Here is a 19,594-nt window from a genome sequence, read left to right as displayed (position 1 = left end):
TAATGCGCGAATGCCCCATTCTGGGGCGTTTTGTGCAGAAAGGCGGTGCGCCTGCGCCTTCTGCAGCTGCCGGGTATTGCTGCCATGTCTGAGACTGTTGTTTTGCGGGGGCCCGAGCGCCCCGATCTGTTGCGCCACGAGGTGCTGGCCGATGTGTTCGAGGCCACCGCCTATGCCCACCCCGAGCAGGTGGCGCTGATGGCCGGCGCGCGGCAGCTGACCTATGCCCAGCTCGATGCCGACGCCAGCCGTGCGGCACACCGGCTGATGGAGGCGGGCATCGGCCCGGGCGATATGGTGGGCCTGTGGCTGCCGCGCGGCATCGCGCTGCTCAGCCTGCAGCTGGCCATTGCCAAGACGGGCGCCGCCTGGCTGCCCTTTGACAGCGAGACACCGCCCGAGCGCATTGCGACCTGCCTCGAAGACGCCAGTGCCAAGGCGCTGCTGATGGCCGCTGCCACGCCCCAGCAGGGCCTGCGCGATGCCCAGGTGCTGTGCCCGCTGCTGACCGATCTGGACCTGCTGGCCGAGCTGCCCGCTGGCACCCCGCTGCGCCGGCGCAGCAATGCCCAGCCCGGCGATCCGGCCTATGTGATCTACACCAGCGGCTCGACCGGCAAGCCCAAGGGCATCGCCATCAACCAGGGCAGCATCTGCCACTTTTTGCGCAGCGAGAATGCGCGCCTGGGCGTGCGCCTGGGTGACAAGGTCTACCAGGGCTTCTCGGTGGCCTTTGACATGTCGTTCGAGGAGATCTGGATCAGCTACCTGGTGGGCGCCACCTTGTGGATTGCGCCGTGCGAGATTGCCGGCGACCCCGAGGCGCTACCGCAGGCCTTGCTGGAGCAGCAGGTCACCGTGCTGCATGCCGTGCCCACGTTGCTGGCGCTGTTTGCGCAGGATGTGCCCAGCCTGCGCATCATCAACCTGGGTGGCGAGATGTGCCCCGAAGCGCTGGTCGATCGCTGGGCGCGCTCGGGCACCGGCGCGCCTCGCCAGCTGTTCAACACCTATGGGCCGACCGAGGCCACCGTATCGGCGAGCCTGGCCGAGCTGCAGGCGGGCGAGCCCGTCACCATCGGCACGCCGCTGCCCAACTACAGCATGGTGGTCGTGCAGGTGATCGAGGCGGACAGCTTTCCCGCCGGCACCGCGCCCCGCTTGGTGGGGCTGCCGGCCGGTGAGGTGGGCGAGCTGTGCATTACCGGCCGCGGCGTGGCCGCCGGCTACCTGGGCCGGCCCGAGCTGACGGCCGAGAAGTTCTTGGACAACCCCTGGCCGGCAGGGGCGCACGACACGCGCCTCTACCGCACCGGCGACCTGGCGCGCATCGATGAAAAAGGCCAGATGCAGTGCCTGGGCCGGGCCGATGACCAGGTGAAGATCCGTGGCTTTCGCGTCGAGCTGGGCGAGATCGAGGCCGTGCTGGCCCAGCAACCCGGTGTGGGCACCACGGCGGTGCTGCTGCGCAAGGATGACGGCATCGACCAGCTGGTGGCCTTTTATGTGCCGCTGGATACGCCCCCCAGCCATGCTGCGCTACGCAGCGCGCTGGCCGAGCGCCTGCCGCCCTATATGGTGCCGGCCCGCTTTGAGGCGCTGGCGCTGATGCCGCGCCTGACCTCGGGCAAGATCGACCGCAAGGCGCTGCGTGCCGCCGCGCTCAGTGCCGCGGTGGACAGCGGTGATTCGGACACCGCCGAGACCCCGGCCGAGGCGCTGCTGTTTGCCGCGCTGGCGCAGATGTTCCCGGGCCAGCCCATCCGCCGCTCGCTCGATTTCTTCAGCGACCTGGGCGGCCACTCGCTGTTTGCCGCGCGCCTGACCTCGGTGCTGCGCGCCGATGCGCGTTTTGCGCAGGCCACCGTCAGCACCATCTACCAGCAGCGCCGCGTGGGCGCGATTGCCCAGGCGCTGCAGGCCAGCATGGTGGCGGACGATGCGCCGGCTGCGGCGCCGCGCGCTTTCCGCGAGCATTCGGCGCTGCGCCGCTGGCGCTGTGGCGCTGCGCAGGCGGTGGCGATTCCTTTGCTGGTGCTGGTCAAGATGGCGCAATGGCTGGCGCCGTTCTTCACCTACCACTTCTTTACCGGTGACGAGAACGATTCGGTTGCCGTGGCCATTGCGGTGTCGGTGCTCGCCTTTGCGCTGGCCACGGTGCTGGAGTTTGTCGTGGCCTGGGCCGGCAAGTGGCTGATTGCCGGCCGCCTCAAGCCGGGGCGCTACCCGCTCTGGGGCCTGACCTATTTCCGCTGGTGGCTGGCCGACCGGCTCGTGGAAGCCGTGCCGGTGGGCATGATCACCGGCTCGTCGCTGTTTCCGCTGTGGCTGCGCGCGCTGGGCGCCAAGATCGGCAACGATGTGCTGCTGGGCTCGATGACGGTGCGCGCCCCGGATCTGCTGCGCATTGGCGCCGGAGCGAGCGTGGGCAATGTGGTGAGCCTGGAGAATGCTCGTGTCGAAGGCGGCTGGCTGCTGCTGGGCACGGTCGATATCGGTGCCGATGCCTGCATTGGCTCCTATGTGGTGCTGGAGGGCAATACCCGCCTGGGCGACTGGGCCCATCTGGAAGGGCAGTCGAGCCTGAGCGACGGCCAGGTGCAGCCCGCGCGCAGCGTCTGGACCGGCTCACCGGCCCAGCCCGTCTCGGACTTTGACACCAGCTGCATGCCCGAGCGCCTGCGGCCCAGCGCCGCCTGGCGCGCCTGGGAGATGCTGGTCTATGCGGTGGGTGGCCTGAGCATCGCGACCCTGTTCTTCATGCCGGTGTTCCCGGCGTTTTTGCTGATCGATTGGCTGGATGTGGACGCGATCTCGGTGCGGCCTTTGCTCGAAGACGGCACGGTCGATGCGCTGGGTGCCTTTATCCTGCGCTTTTTCAAGTTCTTTGTGCTGGCGCTGCCTGCCAGCCTGGTGCTGGTGGTCTGCACCATGCTGGTGGCCGCCTTGATCCGCTACCTGTTCCTGCCCCGGCTGCAGCCGGGCACCTGGTCGGTGCACAGCGGCCGCTACCTGGGCAAGTGGCTCACCAACCAGATCCAGGAGGGGAGCCTGGCGACCTTGCACGGCATCTATGCGACGGTGTTTTCGGCCAGCTGGTACCGCATGCTGGGCGCCAAGGTGGGCAAGCGCACCGAGCTGTCGACCGCGCTGGGCGTGGTGCCCGATATGCTGACCCTGGGCGACGAGTGCTTTGTGGCCGATGCGGTGATGCTGGGCGACGAGCGCATCGACGGCGGCTACATGACGGTGCAGCCCACGGTGGTCTCGCGCCGCAGCTTTATCGGCAATGGTGCCTATGTGCCCGATGGCTCGACCATCCCCGAAGGGGTGCTGATCGGGGTGATGTCGGCCGTGCCGCGCAATGCCGACATGCAGGCTGGCCAGACCTGGATTGGCTCGCCGGCCATCAACCTGCCGGCGCGCGAAGTCGTGCAGGGCTACCCCGACCACCTGACCTTTGCCCCGTCACGCCGCCGCGTGCTGGGCCGGGGCCTGGTCGAGGCCTTCCGCATTGGCGCGCCCCATGCGCTGGTGATTGCCGCCGGTTATGCGATTGTGCTGGACGCCATGCCGTTGGCAGCAGCGGGCCGCTGGGGCGCGGTGGTGCTGGATCTGGCCGTCGCCGGCATGGTCTTTGGCCTGGGCGCCTTCTGGGCGGTGGCGCTGTTCAAGTGGCTGCTGGTGGGGCGCTACCGCAAAAAGGCCGCGCCGATGTGGACGCCGTTCGTCTGGCTGTCTGAGGCGACGACCAGCATGTACGAAGGCATTGCCGTGCCCAATTTTCTGCGCTACCTGCGCGGCACGCCCTGGCTCAATCTGGCGATGAACCTGCTGGGTAGCAAGATTGCCAGCAGCGCCTACCTGGACACCACCGACATCACCGAGCATGACTGCGTGACCATTGGCGCGCACAGCGAGCTCAATGCGCTGTCTTGCCCGCAAACCCATTTGTTTGAAGACCGGGTGATGAAGGTCGATGACGTGGTGATTGGCGCGCGGGTCACGGTGGGCGCGCGCTGCACCGTGCTCTACAGCGCCGAGCTGGGCGATGGCGTGCAGCTGGGCCCGATGACCCTGGTGATGAAGGGCGAGCGCCTGCCCGCCGGCACCCGCTGGCAGGGCGCGCCGGCCGCGCCATGGCGGGCTTAGCATTGAACTGGACCAGGCAGCCGCTGGCCTTGCCGCCAGCGCTGCAGGGCCGGGTGCAGGCCCAGGCGGTGGTGATGGCGGGCGCAGCGCCATCAGGCGCGCTGCCGCGCGAGACCATGCGCGAGGCCGTCTACCTGGCCATTGGCGAGACCTTGGCGCCACAGCTGGGCTGCGAGCCAGCGCAACTGGCCGTGCAGCGCCAGGCCGGCCAGGCGCCGCAGCTGCTGCGCAACGGGCAGGTGCTGCCAGGGTGGCAACTGTCCATCAGCTATGCCGATGCGCTGGCGGTGTGGGCTTGCACGCAAGGCGGCACTGTCGGTATCGATGTGCAGGGCCCGCCCGGGGATGCGCAGACCGATATCGATGCCGCTGGCTGGCCGGCGGTGGCTGCGCTGTACCTGGAGCCTGATGCGGCCGCCACACTGACCGGCTTGCAGCGCATGGATTGGCAGCGCGGCTTTGCCCGGCAATGGGCGCGGCTGGAAGCCCAGCTCAAATGCGCCGGGCTGGCACTGGCCGAAGCCGATCACCGGCAAAAGGGCTGGAATGCCGGCATCGCGCTCTGGGATCTGGACAGTGCTGCGGGCGCAGTTGCGCTGGCCTGGCGTGCCTCGGCCTAGGCTGCATCTGGTTTTTGGCGGGGCCGTTACACTGGTCTGCCCGCCCACCGCTAGCAGAAAATGCGCAGCACCAGGCCCATATCGATACAACGAATAAATCGTTGGCGCGGCCGGGCTGCACTGCCATAGTGCGGCGTTTTGATTTTTTGCATGGAATGAAGGAATCTGTGATGCAACCCACCACTTATCTGCAAGGCCGCAACGGCTGGGCGCGCAGCGTCTGCACCCTGGCCATCGCCGGCGCAGTGGCCGGCATGGCATTTTCTGCCCAGGCATCGAACTTCCGCTGGACCCGCTCGGCCGATCTGTCGTCCTGGGATATCCATGCGCAAAATGTTGGGGTCAACAACTCGGTGCACCGCGCCGTCTACGAAGCGCTGGTCGAGTACAACAGCCAGACGCAAAAGCCCGAGCCCTCGCTGGCGACCAAGTGGGAGCGCATCAACCCCAAGCAGCTGCGCATCACCTTGCGCGAAGGCGTGACCTTCAGCGATGGCTCGCCGCTGACGCCCGAGGACGTGAAGTTCTCGCTCGAGCGCGCCAAGGCCAAGAGCTCCGGCTTTGTGGTCTACACCCAGGGCATCGACCGCATCGAGGTGGTCAATGCCACCACCTTGGATATCTTCTCGGACGTGCCCAACCCGGTGCTGGTCAACCAACTGACTGAGCTGCGCATCATGAGCAAGCCCTGGGCGGTGCAGCACCAGTCCGAGGTGCCCAAGGACATCAAGGCCAAGGACGAGAACTATGCCCACCGCCATGCGCTGGGCACCGGCCCCTATGTGCTCGACAGCTGGTCGCAGGATTCGCGCCTGGTGCTCAAGCGCAACCCGCAGTGGTGGGGCAAGACCCAGTACCCCAGCAACATCACGCAGGCGGTCTACACGCCGATCAAATCGGACGCCACGCGCACGGCCGCGCTGCTGTCGGGCGAGGTGGATTTCATCATCGACCCGAGCATGAACGACCTGCAGCGCATCAAGCAGGCGCCCAACCTGCAGGTGCTCGAATCCGCGGCTGACCGCACCCTGTTCCTGGGCATGGACCAGTTCCGCGACGAGCTGCCCCAGTCCAGCGTCAAGGGCAAGAACCCGCTCAAGGATGTGCGCGTGCGCCAGGCGCTTTACCAGTCGATTGACATGGGCACCATCCAGCGCGTGGTGATGCGCGGCCTGGCCCAGCCCACCGGCACCTTGATTGCCCACCATGTGAATGGCTGGACCAAGCAAGCTGATAAGCGCCTGGCTTTTGATGCCGAAGGCGCCAAAAAGCTGCTGGCCCAGGCGGGCTACCCCGATGGCTTCGAGTTCGAGTTCTCCTGCCCGGCCGGCCGCTACCCGAGCGACGAGCAGCTGTGCCAGGCCATCAGTGCCCAGTGGGCCAAGGTCGGCATCAAGGCCAAGCTGCGCACGTACCCGTTTGCGACCTACTTCCCGATGATCCAGCGCTACGAAGCCAGCGTGTATCTGCTGGGCTGGTCGGTGCCCACGTTCGATGCGTACTACAGCCTGCAGGCGCTGTTGCGCTCGCCTGGCGGCAGTGGCGACGGCAACTTCAACCTGGGCCGCTTCTCCGACCCGCAGCAAGATGCCATGATCGAGCGCGTCAAGACCGAGACCGATCTGAAGCTGCGCAACCAGCTGATCGAGAAGGTGCTGCTCAACGAGCACAAGGCCATCTCGCATATTCCGCTGTTCAACCTGATCACCCCTTGGGCGGCCAGCAAGAAGGTCAGCATCCCGACCCGCGCGGACAACTACATCGACTGGCGTCTGCTGAATGTGGCCCATTGACGGGCGGGTGAGAGGGCCACGGCGCCGCTGTCTGATAATGCCCGCATGCGCCTGATGCCTCTTCGCCGCTCCTTCTTGCTCATCTGTGCCGCTGCGGCGCTGCTGGGCTGTGCCTCCGAGCCGCCGCAGCCCGATCCTGAACCCGCGCTGGACCAGGCCAGCCTGCCGGTGCAGCTGCTGATGACCGAGGGCTTTGTGCCTGTGCATCGGGCACTGGCCGGGCAGCTGATGATCCCCACCCAGATCCGTGCCGAGCCCGGCTACGGCGCGTCGCCTGCAGTGGCGCAGGCGCTGGCCCAGTACCTGCAGCAGGCGGGTTGCGTCGATCTGGTGCTGGCGCCGCGCGCGGTGTTGCAGCTGTTGCAGGCCCAGGGCCTGGTGCGGCCGGGGCGCCTCTACGATGTGGTGCGCTCACCGCTGATGGCCATCGTGCAGGCCGGCCGCCCCGTGCCGGTGCTCCAGGACACGGAAGACGCCAAGAAGATGCTGGAGGCCACCCGCAGCATCGCCTACCCGTCGGCCGATGGCAGCGACTTTATCGAGCAAAAGCTGTTTCGCGAGCTGGATTTGACTGCCCAGGCTCTGCCCAAGAGCATCAAGGTGTTTGGCCCGCAGGTGGCCCAGCTGGTGGCACGGGGCGATGCGGAGCTGGGCCTGCTGCTGCGCAGCGAGCTGCCGCGCTCTGCCGAGGTGCAGGTGGTGGGCAAGATGCCGCCCCCCCTGGCCTACGAGGCGGTCTACAGCGCCGGCATTGTTCGCCAGGCCTGCAGCACCGCAGGGGCCCAGCTGCTGGCCCGCTTCTACCAGCGCGAAGCGGCCATGCATGACTGGAACGGCTCAGGCTGGGAGCCGGTGGCAGGGGTATCGCGGCCGCCACCGCCGCCGGCCGAGCACCTGGATCCGGCTGAGTACCAGCCTTGAGACTGGGAGCGTCTCAGGCCTGCGCCAGCGCTGCCTGCACCGCAGGGCGCGCTGCCACGCGGGCGTAATGGGCGGCGACACGCGGAAACTCGTTGATATCCACGCCATCGCTCTTGAGCCAGCCGGCCATCGTGAACAGGTAGCCATCGGCCACCGTGTACTGCTCGCCCATCACCCAGGTCTTGTCGCCCAGGTAGTGCTGCTCGATCAGCGCAAAGGCATCGCGCATGTTCTGCGGCACCTTGGCCTGCATGGCCTTTTGTGCGGCTTCGTCATCGGCCCAGCGCGCAGCGCGTGGGCGGTGGGCATGGCTGATGTGCACGGTCGAGGCCAGGTAGCTGTTGAACTCCTGCAGACGGGCGAGTTGGAACGGGTCGCTCAGCGGCGCCAGTTGTTTGTCGGGGTGGGTTTGCGCCACATACAGCAGCAGCGCGGCCGTCTCGGTCAGCACGCCTTGCGGGGTGACCAAGGCGGGCACGCGGCCCTTGGGGTTGATGGCCAGGTAGGCAGGCGTGCGCTGCGCGCCTTCGGCCATGTTCAGGCGCTGGGCCTCAAAGGCAGCGCCCGCCTCATGCAAGGCAATCAGCACGGCCTGTGCGCAGGTTCCGGGGGCGTAGTACAGGGTCAGGTCTTGGCTCATGGGGCTCCTTGGATGGGGGTTGGCGGCAGCGCCAGCGCATGGCGCCTGCCGTATCGCCTGGGGATGCTAATCGATTTGCCGGCCGCGCGCCGCGCTCGCCGTTACCATGGGTGTCTGTTCCGAAACGTCCACCCCATGGCCAAAGAAAAATCCGTTTACATCTGCAGCGAATGCGGCGGCACCAGCCCGCGCTGGCTGGGCAAGTGCCCCGCTTGCAATGCCTGGAACACCCTGGTGGAGAGCGCCGCCGAATCGGCAGGTGGCGGCAAGAACCGCCTGAGCCAGACCGGCCGCACCGGTTACGCCGGCCAGGCCCAGGCCGTCACGCCGCTGGCCGCCATCGAGGCCACCGAGGTGGCTCGCACCCCCAGCGGCATTGCCGAGCTGGACCGGGTGCTGGGCGGCGGCATTGTCGAAGGCGGGGTGGTGCTGATCGGCGGCGACCCGGGCATTGGCAAATCGACCTTGCTGCTGCAGGCGGTGGATGCGCTGCAGCGCCAGGGGCTGCCCGCCCTGTATGTGACCGGTGAGGAAAGTGGCGCGCAAGTGGCGCTGCGCTCGCGCCGGCTGGGGCTGGACAACAGCCAGGTCGATGTGCTGAGCGAGATCCAGCTGGAGAAGATTCTGGCCACCTGCGAGAGCAGGCAGCCGGCCATCGTCATCATCGACTCGATCCAAACCATGTACTCGGACCAGCTGAGTTCGGCCCCCGGCTCGGTGGCCCAGGTGCGCGAATGCGCGGCGCACCTGACGCGCATGGCCAAGAGCACCGGCATCGCGGTGGTACTGGTCGGCCATGTGACCAAGGAAGGCGCACTGGCCGGCCCGCGCGTGCTCGAACACATGGTCGATACCGTGCTGTACTTTGAAGGCGACACGCACAGCAGCTTCCGCCTGGTGCGCGCCATCAAGAACCGCTTTGGCGCCGTCAACGAGATTGGCGTCTTCGCGATGACGGAAAAAGGCCTCAAGGGCGTGAACAACCCCAGCGCCATCTTCCTGAGCCAGCACAGCGAGCCGGTGCCCGGCAGCTGCGTGCTCGTCACCCTGGAAGGCTCGCGCCCGCTGTTGGTCGAGATCCAGGCGCTGGTGGATGACGGCGGCCCCAGCCCGCGCCGCCTGTCGGTGGGCCTGGACCGCGACCGCCTGGCGATGCTGCTGGCCGTGCTCAACCGCCATGCCGGCGTGGCCTGCGCCGACCAGGATGTGTTTGTCAACGCCGTGGGCGGCGTTCGCATTGGCGAGCCAGCCGCTGACCTGGCTGTCATGCTCTCCATCACCAGCAGCCTGCGCGGCAAGGCACTGCCCAAGGGCTTTATCGCCTTTGGCGAGGTGGGCCTGGCCGGCGAAGTGCGCCCCGCCCCGCGCGGCCAGGAACGCCTGAAGGAAGCCGCCAAGCTGGGCTTTAGCGTCGCCGTGGTGCCCAGAGCCAATGCGCCCAAAAAGCCGATCGAGGGCATCACGATCCACCCGGTGGACCGGGTGGACGAGGCGATATCGCTGGTGCGGGGATTGGACTGAGCGTATGGCCGCTGCTGCCTTCGTGCGCGATGGCTTCGCGCTGGTCAATGGCGTGATGACTGCTGCCGAATGCACCGCAACGCTGGAGGCACCCCGGGGCCAAACCGGCGATGGCCCAGGTGCGCGCCATCTGCTGTCCTTGCCATGGTGCGAGCGGCTATCCAAGCAACTGCGCACGGCCCTGGGCTTGGCGGCATTGATTCCTCAAAGCCATAGGGCGGTGCAGTGCACGTATTTTGAAAAATCCAGAGATACCAACTGGCTGGTCGCCTTGCACCAGGACCTGGCAATTGCCGTCCAGGCCCGGGTCGAGCATCCTGCGTTGACGGGCTGGTCGGCCAAGGGTGGGACCCACTTTGTGCAAGCGCCGCAGCAGTTGCTGGAGCAGCTGGTGGCTGTGCGTGTGCATCTGGATGACTGCGGCCCCGATGACGGCCCTTTGCGGGTGGTGCCGGGCTCGCATGCCATGGGGATCATCGATGCCACGCGTGCCAGGCAGGTGCGCGACCGCCGTGGAGAAAAGACATGCCCTGCCGCACAAGGCGATGCCTTGGTCATGCGACCCTTGCTGCTGCATGCCTCCTCCAAAGCGACTGGCGGCAGTCGCCGGCGCGTGCTGCACTTTCTCTATGGCCCAGCGCAGCTCCCCTATGGGCTGGCTTGGGCTTGCGCGGTGTGACTGCGTTCAGAGAGAGGCGTTTTATGCCAGCCGCCCCTGGGGCCACAGATGCGCCGGGTCGTTGTACCCGGGCGTCGAGGGGTGGCCGGGGCTGACCAGGCCGTTGACCAGGCGCTCGTCGTCCACGGTGATCTGGTAGTTCAGCGCCGGCTGGTAGTCCTGCCATTGCTTCAAGGTGCGCGGGCCGGCGATGACCGCGCTGATGGCGTTGTGGGCCAGCACCCAGGCGGTGGCGAACTGCGCGGCGCTGATGCCTTGCTGCTCGGCGTGCTGCTGCACCTGCTGGGCGATCAAGAGGGATTCGGGGCGGAACTCGGTCTGCAGGATGCGGGCATCCTGGCGGCCGGCGCGGCTGTCTTGGGGCGGCGCCATGCCGGGCTGGTACTTGCCGCTGAGCACGCCCCGCGCAATGGGGCTGAAGGGCACAACGCCGATGCCGAACTGCGCGCAGGCGGGCAGGATGTCGGTCTCGGGCATGCGGTTGAGCAGGTTGTAGTAGGGCTGGCAGACGACGGGCGGTGGCAGGCCGATCTCGCGCGCGGTGTAGACCGCTTCGACAATGCGCCAGCCGCGAAAGTTGGACAGGCCCCAGTACAGAATCTTGCCGCTGTCGATCAGCTGCTTGAGGGCATACAGGGGCTCATGCAGCTGCAGGCCGGCGCGGTCGCGGTGCAGGTAGAGGATGTCGATGCGGTCGGTCTGCAGGCGGCGCAGGCTGGCCTCGACCTCGCGCAGCATCCAGGCGCGCGAGTAATAGCCTTGGTTGGGCCCGCTGCCCATGGCGTTGCCCAGCTTGGTGGCCAGCACCCAGTCATCGCGCTGGTCTTGCAGCAGCTGGCCGACCATGCGCTCGGATTCGCCCTTGCTGTAGATATCGGCGGTGTCGATGAAGTTGACGCCCTGGGCGCGCGCATCGGCCACGATGGCGGCCGCCTCCTGGAGGTCGGTCTGGTCGGCGAACATCATCGTGCCCAGGCACAGGGCGGAGACTTGGAGGGGGCTGGCGCCCAGCTGGCGGTACTGCATCTTGGTCCTTCGGGAATCAGGTCGAGTTCCTCGATGCTAGCGGGCCGCCGCCGGTTTGTCAGTCACGGGCTGCGGCTTGCCCCGCCGCTCCCCTTGCTCAATCGAGACCGCTGTCGTCGCCTTCCTCGTCGTCGTCCTTTTCCAGCTGGCTGCGGTTTTGCAGCTGCTCGCGCATGCTGTCAGTGCCTTGCATGAACTGGTCCACCGAGGTGGTGGGCGCCCAGCGCCACTCAGGCGGCAGCATGGTGGACATGTACAGGTTGTCGCCCAGGCGCTTTTGCGTCTGCCACTGCAGGCCTAGCTTGGCGCCCACGCCCAGCACCAGCAGGCCGCCAACGGCCAGTGCCAAGGTACGGGCCGACACCAGGGTGGCCGCGCGCAGGTGGAGCCAGATGACCACAGCCATCAAGCTGAAGGACGCCAGGCTGGCAAAGCGGCTGAGCAGCGGCCAGGACAGCGCAAAGCCTGTTACCGACAGCAGCACATCGAGCAAGGCCATGGCGACCATGCCGACCGAGGCGATGCAGACATGGCGCCAAAAGCCCGTCACCCCGGTGAACAGCTTGCCCATCAGCGACCAGCCCAGTGCCCAGACCAGCAGGCCGCCCAGCATCCACAGCAAGATGGCGGGCAACTGGCGGGCCAGCGCCCCAGTTTCGGTGGCACCCAGCCAGGTGGTCCAGGCTGACAGCAGCACCAGCAGCACCAGGGCCATGGCCGTCAGCAGCCCTTGGGCGCGTGAAAACGGGCGCCAGCGCTGGGTGGCGGGCAGCGGCTGGGCGGTGCTGCGCAGGTTCAGCTGCACGCCCCGGCCCAGCGTCAGGCGCTGGCCGGGCTGCCAAGCAAATCGCTCACCGGCCTGGTAGTGGCGCCGGCCGTGCCAAACGCCATTGGTGCTGTCCAGCACCTCGACGTCGTAATGGCCTGCTTGCGGTTGGTGCAGGCGCACATGGCTGGGACCAATGCTGGGGTCGGTCAGCACCAGGTCATTGGTGGCGGCCCGGCCGATGGTGCAGGGCCAGGCAAACACCGGCAGGGCCATGGCCAGGCGGTGGCCGCGCTCAACGAGCTCCAGCACGGCGCCTTCGGGCTCCTGCGCCAGGGGTGGTGCCTGGGTGCTGGCTTCCTCGTGGTCGGGGGCGATGTCGGTCAATTCGGGGTAGTCGTGCTGGCTCATTGGGCGGCCTCGCTGGAGAAGCCTTGCAGGTACTGGCGGGCCAGGCGCTGGGCATTGTCAAAACTCACGGCGCTGACGTTGAGGCGGCCGAGCACGCCCTGGCGCGGCTGGTCCACCGAGACGGCCAGCACGGTCAGGTCATAGAGGCCGCTGAACTTGCGGTAGGCGGCCATGCAGACGACGGCGCGCAGCGGCAGCTTGGCGTCGCCCGCGACAAAATCCTCGCGGCATTCATAGCCGGTGCGCACGCGGTTGCCGCGCTTGCGCATCGGCTCATTGGCAAAGCTGGCGCCATAGGTGTGCGCAAACTGCCAGGGGCTCAGGCGCGGCGCGTCATAGGCCTCGTAGCGCATGCCCAGGCCGCCGACATCACCGTCGCCGGTGAAGACTTCGCTGTCGATGCGGCATTGGCTGCGCTCAAAATCAAACAGCGATTCGCTGCGCCGCTCGCGGCCGTCGCCCCAGCAGCGCGCCAGCGTCTCGGACGGCACGGGCACGCGGTAGGGGCCATAGCGCTCTGTGCGGCTGCTGCCGCTCAGCACCCGGTCGACCAGGTCCTTCTGGTGCGCCATCAGCTGGCGCGTGACTTCGGCATGCATGGCGCCCTTGACCGGTGAGGCCTCGCGGCCCTGGGCGAGCAACTGCTCGACAAACTCCACCGGCACCAGAAAGCTCAGCTGCTCGGCGCCCAGTTGCTTGGCGACATTGACGCCGACCACACGGCCCTGGGTGTCGATGGCCGGGCCACCGCTCATGCCCGGGTTCAAGGTGCCGCCAAAAAAGATGCGCGGGTAGAAGCTGCGCTGCACCAGGCCGTTGTAGGTGCCCTCGGTGATCGCAAAGCCGACATCAAGCGGGTTGCCCAGCGAGAAGATGCGCTCGCCCCCGCTCAGCGGCCGGCTGCTGGGGCGCAGCGGCAGCGCGCTGTAGTGGCGCTCCGTGGCCCCTTCTGCGCCTGCGCTGCTGTCCTTGGCCGGGGCCACGCGCAGCAGCGCCAGGTCATGCAGCACATCGATGGCCAGGAGCTGCACCGGTGCCTCCTGGCCGCTGACCGAGACCAGCACCGCGCGGTGGCGTTCTGGCTCCAGCGCCAGCTGGCTGACGACGTGGTAGTTGGTGATCAGCAGGCCGTCCTCGGAGACAAAAAAGCCCGAGCCGGTGCTGCTTTGCGTATTGGTCTGGCGGCGCAAGGTGCGGATCTGCACCAGCTTGTCGCGTGCGGCCATATAGGCTTGCTGGGCATCGGGCGAGGGCGGGGGAGCATCGGCGGCAGCCGCAGGGAGCTGGTTGGCGGCTGCAGGCGTTGCTGATGCCGTGGGCGCTGGCCCGGCGGCCTCGGCTGCGAGCGGGGTGGCCGCCTGTAGCAACGGTGCCTGGGCCAGGGCGGGCGCTGCCAGCACGGCAGCCAGCGCAAGCGCCAGGCCGTTGCGCCACAAAGAGGAAGATGAGCAATGGGTCATGGTGTCGGGGTTCGCGTCTTGGATGGGGCCACAGACGCAGGAGCGGGCAAGCCAGTAGCCTGGCATGCTATCAAAATAAAAGTGGCGCTGCACCTGGGGCAGGTGTTATGGCACCTATGCATTGGCCGACATGGCGAATGACGAGACCGCCATGTATGCCTCAGTGCCGCTGCTCATAAGCCTGGGTGACGCCATGGGCAATGGCATCACTGATCAGGTTGCTCAGCCCGCTCCAGGCGATCTGTATGCCCAGGCACAGCAGGATGAACGCGGAGATGCGCAGAAACACAATGGTGCCGGTCTCGCCAAGGGGTTTGAGCAGCTTGTCGGCATAACGGTTGCACAGCAGCAAGATGATGCCCACCACCAGGCTGCCGACCGCCGCCCCCATGACGTTGACCACGGTGATGCCTGGCGAGCTGCGGTCGAGCAGGCTCACGCCGATCGTGATCGTGGCCGCCAGGCTGCCCGGGCCATAGGTGAGCGGGAAGGTCAGCGGGTAGAACGCGCGGCGGCGTGCCATCTCGGGTGTGAAGGCCTCGGCCAGCTTCTCGGTGCGCCCTTCGGTGGAGTTGGTGTTGATCATGTTCCAGCCAATGACGGAGACGAGCAGGCCGCCGCCCAGCCGGACGACATCGATGGACAGGCCGAACATCTCGAGCAGGTAGGAGCCCACCAGCATGAAAAAGATCAGCAGCAAGGTCACATTGACGGCGATGCGGGTGGCGATGCTGCGGCGGGTGGCGTTGGAGGCCCCTTCGGTCAGCGTCAGGAAGATGGCCGAGACACTCACGGGGTTCAGGATCGGCAGCATGGTGGCGACCACCAGCAAAAAGCTCTTGCTGAAGGCGGCAAAGGCAATGGCAAAACTCATGGAAGGGCACCAGGCAATAGGACGGTTTGGCGCGCTAGCATGCCAGCCAACGCGGTGTTGCGCTAGGGCCTGCGGCCGGCGGTGTTGGGCCAAAGGTACGCCTGCCGCCGCTGAGCCCTGGGGCCAAGGCGCGCAAACAATTGGCCCCTGGCGACAAGGGCATCTGCACAGGCAGTGGACAATAGCGCCATGAACTGGAGAAACATACTGATCCCCATTGGCCTGTTGGTGCTGCTGGGGGCTGCTTACCAAAATTACAAATGGATGGGCGTGCTGGCCGTCAGTGGCGGCATTGTGCTGTGGCTGATGCTGCACTTCACCCGTCTGATGACCATCATGAAGCGCGCGTCCGAGCGCCCTTTGGGCTATGTGGCCAGCGCCGTCATGCTCAATGCCAAGCTCAAAGCCAATGTGCCGCTGGTCCATGTGGTTGCCATGACGCGCTCGCTGGGCCTGCGCCAGTCGCAGGCTTTGGAGCAGCCCGAGGTGTTTGTATGGCGCGACAACACGGACTCCAGCGTCACCTGCGAGTTTGTGCACGGACGCCTGCAAAAATGGACACTGCAGCGCCCCAGCGACACGCAGCAGGGGGCGGGCAGCCACGCCAACCCTCAGCCTTGAGGCAGGCTTACTTGTAACAAGGGCGACCTGCCGAGCGCTTGCGCACGCCTTTTAGGCGGGGTTGGCGCGCAATTCTGAGGTGCGTGGTCTGCATCTTCTGCCAAGTCGGGCGCCGTCCACGTAAAATCACTGCCCAGCATGGGAGCCCCTGGGGGCTGGTCCCCACCATTTGCCCGTGCCCACAGAATCATCGATAGCCAGTCCGCCCCAGGGGTGCAGGGCTGGCGCAGGAAAGTTGAAAACCATGACGCAGGCAGTTGTTGAGTTGCTGGCCAAAGACCTGAACGCCCAAGGCGGCGTGTTTTGCCCCAACCCCAAGGCAGATATGAAATTGTGGAGTGGCCACCCCCGCGTCTTTCTGGACGTGGGCCACAGCGGTGAGGCCAAGTGCCCCTACTGCGGTACGGTGTATCGCCTCAAGGCGGGCGAAACCTTCCACGGCGGCCATTGAGTGACTGATTCCCCATTGGGCGGCGCTGCAGCTTCGCGCAGGCTGACGCTGACCATTGGCATCCTCACCCTCAACGAAGAAGACAACATCGAGGCCTGCTTGCGCAGCGCCTCGTTTGCCGACCAGGTGGTGGTGGTGGACAGTGGCAGTGTGGACCGCACCACGGCCATAGCTTGCGGCCTCGGTGCCCAGGTGTTTCGCTACGAGGACTGGCAGGGCTTTGCCTTGCAGCGCAACCGGCTGCTCAGCCACGCCAAGGGAGACTATGTGTTCTTCCTCGATGCCGATGAAACCATCTCTCCTGCTTTCCGCGAGGAGCTGGAAGCCATCGTCCAGTCGGGCGAGGAGGCGATCTGGATGGTGCGCTGGCGCATGGTCGCTTTCGGCAAGGAGCTCAAATACCTGCGCTCCACCGCCAAGGTCGAGCGCCTGTTCTGGCGCGGTTTGCTGCGCGAATACACCGGCGTGGTGCACGAAGAGGCGCAGCTGAGCCGCGCCAATGTGACGCGCCACCTGATGCGCACGCCGCTGCTGCACCATTCGCGCAGCACCGTGCATTCCAGCCTGGAAAAACTCACCCAGTACGCGATGCTGGGCGCGGCCAAGCGCGCCGAAGAGGGCGTGCGCGGCGGTATCTTGCGCGGTCTGGCCTCGTCGGTGGCCATGTTTGTGCGTCTTTACTTCTTCCATTTCGGCATCCTATGTGGGGGCGCGGGCTTTTTGTACTGCGTCTTTGTCGCGCTCGAGAGCTTCTTCCGCTATGTGGCCCTGGCCTATGACCGCCCGTATCTGAGCGGAGACGTACGCCGATGAGCCTGGCTGCGGCGGGGTCCGCTGCACCCACGCCCGCGATGCGGGCCAGCCAGCTGGCGGCTTTTTTGGTGCCCGGTGTGGCGCTGACCTTGCCCTCGGGCTACTCCTTTGGCGCTGCCGTGCTGGCGCTGGCCAGCCTCGTATTTGTGCGCCAGTGGTGGGGCCACCGCTGGGACCGCCGCGCGATCGCCTGGGCGCTGATGCTGGCCGCCATGGCCGTGCTGTGGACCATGAGCTTTGATGACTGGCACCTGCGCTCGCGCAGCGACCAGTTCGTCAAATATGCGCTGGCCATCACCGGCCTGGGTTTTTTGCAGACCTGTGCGCCCCGGGTCCGGCCGCTGGGCTGGGGCATGTTGGCCGGTGCGCTGGGCGCGGGCCTGGTCGCCGTCTACCAGACGGGCTGGACCGATGCCCACCGTGCCAACGGCTTTACCAATGCGATCCAGTTCAGCGGCATTGCGCTGGTGCTGGCGCTGGCCTGCTGCTTTGGCGTGCTGCTGCTGTGGCGCTCACTGGTGGCCTGGCAGCGCGCCTTGGGCTTGGTGTGCAGCCTGTTCGGCTTGCTCGCCGTCATCCTGTCCGATACGCGCGGCAGCTGGATCGTGCTGCCCTTTGTGCTGCTGATTGGCGCGGTACTGCTGTGGCGCTGCGGCCTGCGCAAACCGGTGGGCCTGGGCCTGCTGGCCGCCGTGCTGGGCATTGGCGGGCTGGTCTCGCTCAAAGGCGACGAGATGGCCCAGCGCTACCACACCGCCGTGCACGAGGTGCAGAGCTACGAGGTGCAGGACCGCGATGCGGCAGAGACCTCGGTGGGCCAACGCCTGGCCCACTGGCACCTGGCCTGGCACATGGGGCTGGACAAGCCGCTGACCGGCTGGGGCCTCAAAGGTTATATCGCCGAGAAGGCCCGCCGCGTGCAAGCAGGCGAGGCCAGTGCCTCGGTCCTCCCCTACGACCATGCCCATAACGAGCTGCTCGACATGTTTGCCAAGCGCGGCCTGGTGGGGGTGGCGCTGCTGCTGGCTTTCTATGCCGTGCCGCTGCTGATCTTCTGGCCCACACAAAAGCGCATGGCCCAGTGCCCCGGCGCACCGATGGACCGCCAGATCCTCTACCTGCGCATGCTGGGCATCATGGTGCCGCTGTGCTACATGGGCTTTGGCCTGACCCAGGTGTTCTTTGCCCATAACAGCGGGCATCTGTTCTATGTCTACCTGCTGGTGCTGGTGCTGGGCGCGCTGATTGGACGTGAGCGCGCACTGCTGGCCTTGTACCCCAGACACTGAACCCAGCGCTTTGCCAGGCAGAATCTGCGTCAGCTTTGGCGGCGGTGCCACTCGCGCGCCAGTAGCGCATAGATGTATTCATCAGCCCACTGGCCGTTGAACTGGTCGTTCTCGATCAGGTGCGCCTCACGCCGCATGCCCAGGCGCTCGACCACGCCTACCGAGCCCTGGTTGGCGGCATCCAGGCGCGCAAAAATGCGGTGAAAGCCCAAATCGCCAAACCCCTGCGCTAATGTGAGCGCCACCGCCTCGGTGGCATAGCCTTTGCCAGCATAGGCTGGATCAAAGATATAGCCCACCTCGGCCTGGCGCGCAGCGGTGCTGGCCAGCTTGAGCAAGGTCTCGCCCAGCAGGCAGCCATCGCTGCTGCGCACCACGGCAAAGCGCCGGGTGTCGCCCTCCTGCGCCAGGCGCTGGGGCAGCGCATCACGTGCGAACTGGGCCTGCAGTACAGCGGTGTCCTGCGGTGCATCGGCATACAGGTAGCGGTAGACGGCAGGCTGGCGATGGTAGTGGGCGTAGGCCTCGAAATCGCTGGACACAAAGGCGCGCAGCTGAAGGCGGGGAGCGGAGGAGGGATGGGACATGCGGTGCCTGGCCTTCAAGCCACTTGGCGCGCGGCAAAGCGCGCTGCCGGCTCGATCAGCTGGGCCTGCGCTGCCACCAGCGGCAGATCGCGTGATCCTGCCAGCGTGCCCTTGACCAGCGAATACAAGGTGGCCGTCGCCAGCTCCAGCGCCTCCGGCAAGGGGCGGCCATCCATCAGGCGGCCCAGCAAGGTGGCGGCAAACACATCGCCCATGCCGTTGGGCAGCGGGTGCAGGTCGATGCGCGGCGTGGTCACCAGCCAGGCGCCCTGGCCGTTGACGGCCAAGGTGCCCAGTTGGTCGGCAGCGATATCGGGCGTGGCCAGGCTGGTGATGACAATGGTGTCCGGCCCCCGGCCACGCATCTGGCGCGCGACGGCGACGGCCTCTTCGGTGTTGGCCAGCTTGGTGCCGCTCAGCAACTCGAACTCGAACTGGTTGGGCGTGATGATATTGGCAAACGGGATGGCCTGGTCGCGCAGAAAATCGGGGATGGCCGGGTTCACGAAGAGCCCCCGGCCCACATCGCCCATCACCGGGTCGCAGAGGTAGCGCAGCTGCGGGTTGGCCTGGCGGATGTCATTGACGGCATCGAGAATGGCCGCGCCGGTATCGGCATTGCCCAGGTAACCCGAGAGCACGGCCCCCACTTGGTGCAGCGCGCCGCGCTCGCGCAGGCCGGCGAGGATTTCGCGGATGTGTTCGGCGCTCAGGATCTGGCCCCGGAACTGCCCATAGCCGGTGTGGTTGCTGAACAAGACGGTATGCACCTGCAGCACCTCAAAACCCAGGCGCTGCAGCGCAAACACCGCCGCCGAGTTGCCGACATAGCCCCAGGCCACATGCGATTGGATGGACAGGATGACGGGGCGAGCGGCGGGGCTGACGGAGCTAACGGCAGAGCTTTGGGCAGAGGGTGCGGCAGTGTTCACGGTAGGCAGTCTTTGCAAGGCCCGGACCAGGCTGCCGG

At 66.7% G+C, this 19,594-nt stretch carries 17 protein-coding genes; 10 read left to right on the top strand and 7 right to left on the bottom strand.

Translation table 11 applies throughout. The features are described 5' to 3' along the window. The first annotated feature begins 84 nt into the window (after positions 1 to 84). The 4 genes from F0Q04_RS01505 (at position 85) to F0Q04_RS01490 (ending at position 7,486) form a co-directional block, all read left to right on the top strand. Positions 85 to 4,152 carry a Pls/PosA family non-ribosomal peptide synthetase gene (locus F0Q04_RS01505; protein ID WP_182344103.1) on the top strand — a complete coding sequence of 1,356 codons (4,068 nt, stop codon included), beginning with the start codon at positions 85 to 87 and terminating at the stop codon, positions 4,150 to 4,152. 2 nt (positions 4,153 to 4,154) lie between these two features. Continuing rightward, positions 4,155 to 4,772, top strand: a complete 618-nt coding sequence (locus tag F0Q04_RS01500; RefSeq protein WP_182344101.1) for a 4'-phosphopantetheinyl transferase family protein — start codon at positions 4,155 to 4,157, stop codon at positions 4,770 to 4,772. Positions 4,773 to 4,942: 170 nt separating this feature from the next. Next, positions 4,943 to 6,565, top strand: a complete 1,623-nt coding sequence (locus tag F0Q04_RS01495) for an ABC transporter substrate-binding protein (protein WP_182344099.1) — start codon at positions 4,943 to 4,945, stop codon at positions 6,563 to 6,565. A gap of 45 nt (positions 6,566 to 6,610) precedes the next feature. Then, positions 6,611 to 7,486: a substrate-binding domain-containing protein gene (locus F0Q04_RS01490; protein ID WP_182344097.1), complete on the top strand. Its 876-nt coding sequence runs from the start codon at positions 6,611 to 6,613 to the stop codon at positions 7,484 to 7,486. 13 nt (positions 7,487 to 7,499) lie between these two features. On the opposite strand, the gene F0Q04_RS01485 is transcribed toward F0Q04_RS01490, so the two are convergent. Next, positions 7,500 to 8,126, bottom strand: a complete 627-nt coding sequence (locus tag F0Q04_RS01485; RefSeq protein ID WP_182344095.1) for a glutathione S-transferase family protein — start codon at positions 8,124 to 8,126, stop codon at positions 7,500 to 7,502. A 135-nt stretch (positions 8,127 to 8,261) separates the two neighbouring features. On the opposite strand from F0Q04_RS01485, the gene radA reads away from it, so the two are divergent. Both radA and F0Q04_RS01475 read left to right on the top strand, forming a co-directional pair. Beyond that, complete coding sequence (radA, locus tag F0Q04_RS01480; protein WP_116926736.1) at positions 8,262 to 9,647, top strand: DNA repair protein RadA; 1,386 nt, start codon at positions 8,262 to 8,264, stop codon at positions 9,645 to 9,647. A gap of 4 nt (positions 9,648 to 9,651) precedes the next feature. Next, positions 9,652 to 10,326, top strand: a complete 675-nt coding sequence (locus F0Q04_RS01475; protein ID WP_116926737.1) for a phytanoyl-CoA dioxygenase family protein — start codon at positions 9,652 to 9,654, stop codon at positions 10,324 to 10,326. A gap of 21 nt (positions 10,327 to 10,347) precedes the next feature. Here the strand turns inward: F0Q04_RS01475 and F0Q04_RS01470 are convergent, their stop codons facing one another. The 4 genes from F0Q04_RS01470 to F0Q04_RS01455 all read right to left on the bottom strand — a co-directional run bounded on the left by F0Q04_RS01470 (position 10,348) and on the right by F0Q04_RS01455 (position 14,863). Then, on the bottom strand, positions 10,348 to 11,352 hold the full coding sequence (locus tag F0Q04_RS01470; protein ID WP_182344093.1) for an aldo/keto reductase: 1,005 nt from the start codon (positions 11,350 to 11,352) through the stop codon (positions 10,348 to 10,350). Positions 11,353 to 11,449: 97 nt separating this feature from the next. After that, the gene (locus F0Q04_RS01465; RefSeq protein WP_116926739.1) at positions 11,450 to 12,529 is read right to left on the bottom strand and encodes an FHA domain-containing protein; all 1,080 of its coding nucleotides are present in this window, start codon (positions 12,527 to 12,529) and stop codon (positions 11,450 to 11,452) included. Further along, positions 12,526 to 13,989 carry a S1C family serine protease gene (locus F0Q04_RS01460; RefSeq protein ID WP_116926850.1) on the bottom strand — a complete coding sequence of 488 codons (1,464 nt, stop codon included), beginning with the start codon at positions 13,987 to 13,989 and terminating at the stop codon, positions 12,526 to 12,528. Before F0Q04_RS01460 ends, F0Q04_RS01465 begins: the two co-directional genes overlap by 4 nt. Positions 13,990 to 14,149: 160 nt before the next feature. Further along, positions 14,150 to 14,863 (bottom strand): MarC family protein, encoded by a 714-nt coding sequence (locus tag F0Q04_RS01455; RefSeq protein WP_116926740.1) that lies wholly within the window; start codon positions 14,861 to 14,863, stop codon positions 14,150 to 14,152. Between the two features lie 189 nt (positions 14,864 to 15,052). Between F0Q04_RS01455 and F0Q04_RS01450 the strand changes: the two genes are divergently transcribed. The 4 genes from F0Q04_RS01450 (at position 15,053) to F0Q04_RS01435 (ending at position 18,037) form a co-directional block, all read left to right on the top strand. Further along, positions 15,053 to 15,484, top strand: coding sequence for a glycerate kinase (locus F0Q04_RS01450; protein ID WP_116926741.1), 432 nt, complete (start codon positions 15,053 to 15,055; stop codon positions 15,482 to 15,484). Positions 15,485 to 15,728: 244 nt separating this feature from the next. Beyond that, on the top strand, positions 15,729 to 15,935 hold the full coding sequence (locus F0Q04_RS01445; RefSeq protein ID WP_021028650.1) for a zinc-finger domain-containing protein: 207 nt from the start codon (positions 15,729 to 15,731) through the stop codon (positions 15,933 to 15,935). Beyond that, positions 15,936 to 16,748: a glycosyltransferase family 2 protein gene (locus tag F0Q04_RS01440; protein WP_232539476.1), complete on the top strand. Its 813-nt coding sequence runs from the start codon at positions 15,936 to 15,938 to the stop codon at positions 16,746 to 16,748. After that, on the top strand, positions 16,745 to 18,037 hold the full coding sequence (locus tag F0Q04_RS01435) for an O-antigen ligase family protein (protein WP_182344091.1): 1,293 nt from the start codon (positions 16,745 to 16,747) through the stop codon (positions 18,035 to 18,037). Before F0Q04_RS01440 ends, F0Q04_RS01435 begins: the two co-directional genes overlap by 4 nt. Before the next feature lie 29 nt (positions 18,038 to 18,066). Here F0Q04_RS01435 and F0Q04_RS01430 read toward each other — a convergent pair whose 3' ends face one another. After that, positions 18,067 to 18,624, bottom strand: a complete 558-nt coding sequence (locus tag F0Q04_RS01430) for a GNAT family N-acetyltransferase (protein ID WP_182344089.1) — start codon at positions 18,622 to 18,624, stop codon at positions 18,067 to 18,069. A 14-nt stretch (positions 18,625 to 18,638) separates the two neighbouring features. Then, complete coding sequence (gene pdxY / locus F0Q04_RS01425; RefSeq protein ID WP_182344087.1) at positions 18,639 to 19,556, bottom strand: pyridoxal kinase PdxY; 918 nt, start codon at positions 19,554 to 19,556, stop codon at positions 18,639 to 18,641. Positions 19,557 to 19,594: the final 38 nt, after the last annotated feature.

It is taken from the genome of Comamonas koreensis, assembly GCF_014076495.1.
GTDB classification, from domain to species: domain Bacteria; phylum Pseudomonadota; class Gammaproteobacteria; order Burkholderiales; family Burkholderiaceae_C; genus Comamonas; species Comamonas squillarum.
Note: the sequence above shows the minus strand (reverse complement) of the source record. Positions and strands in the feature narration are given on the sequence as shown.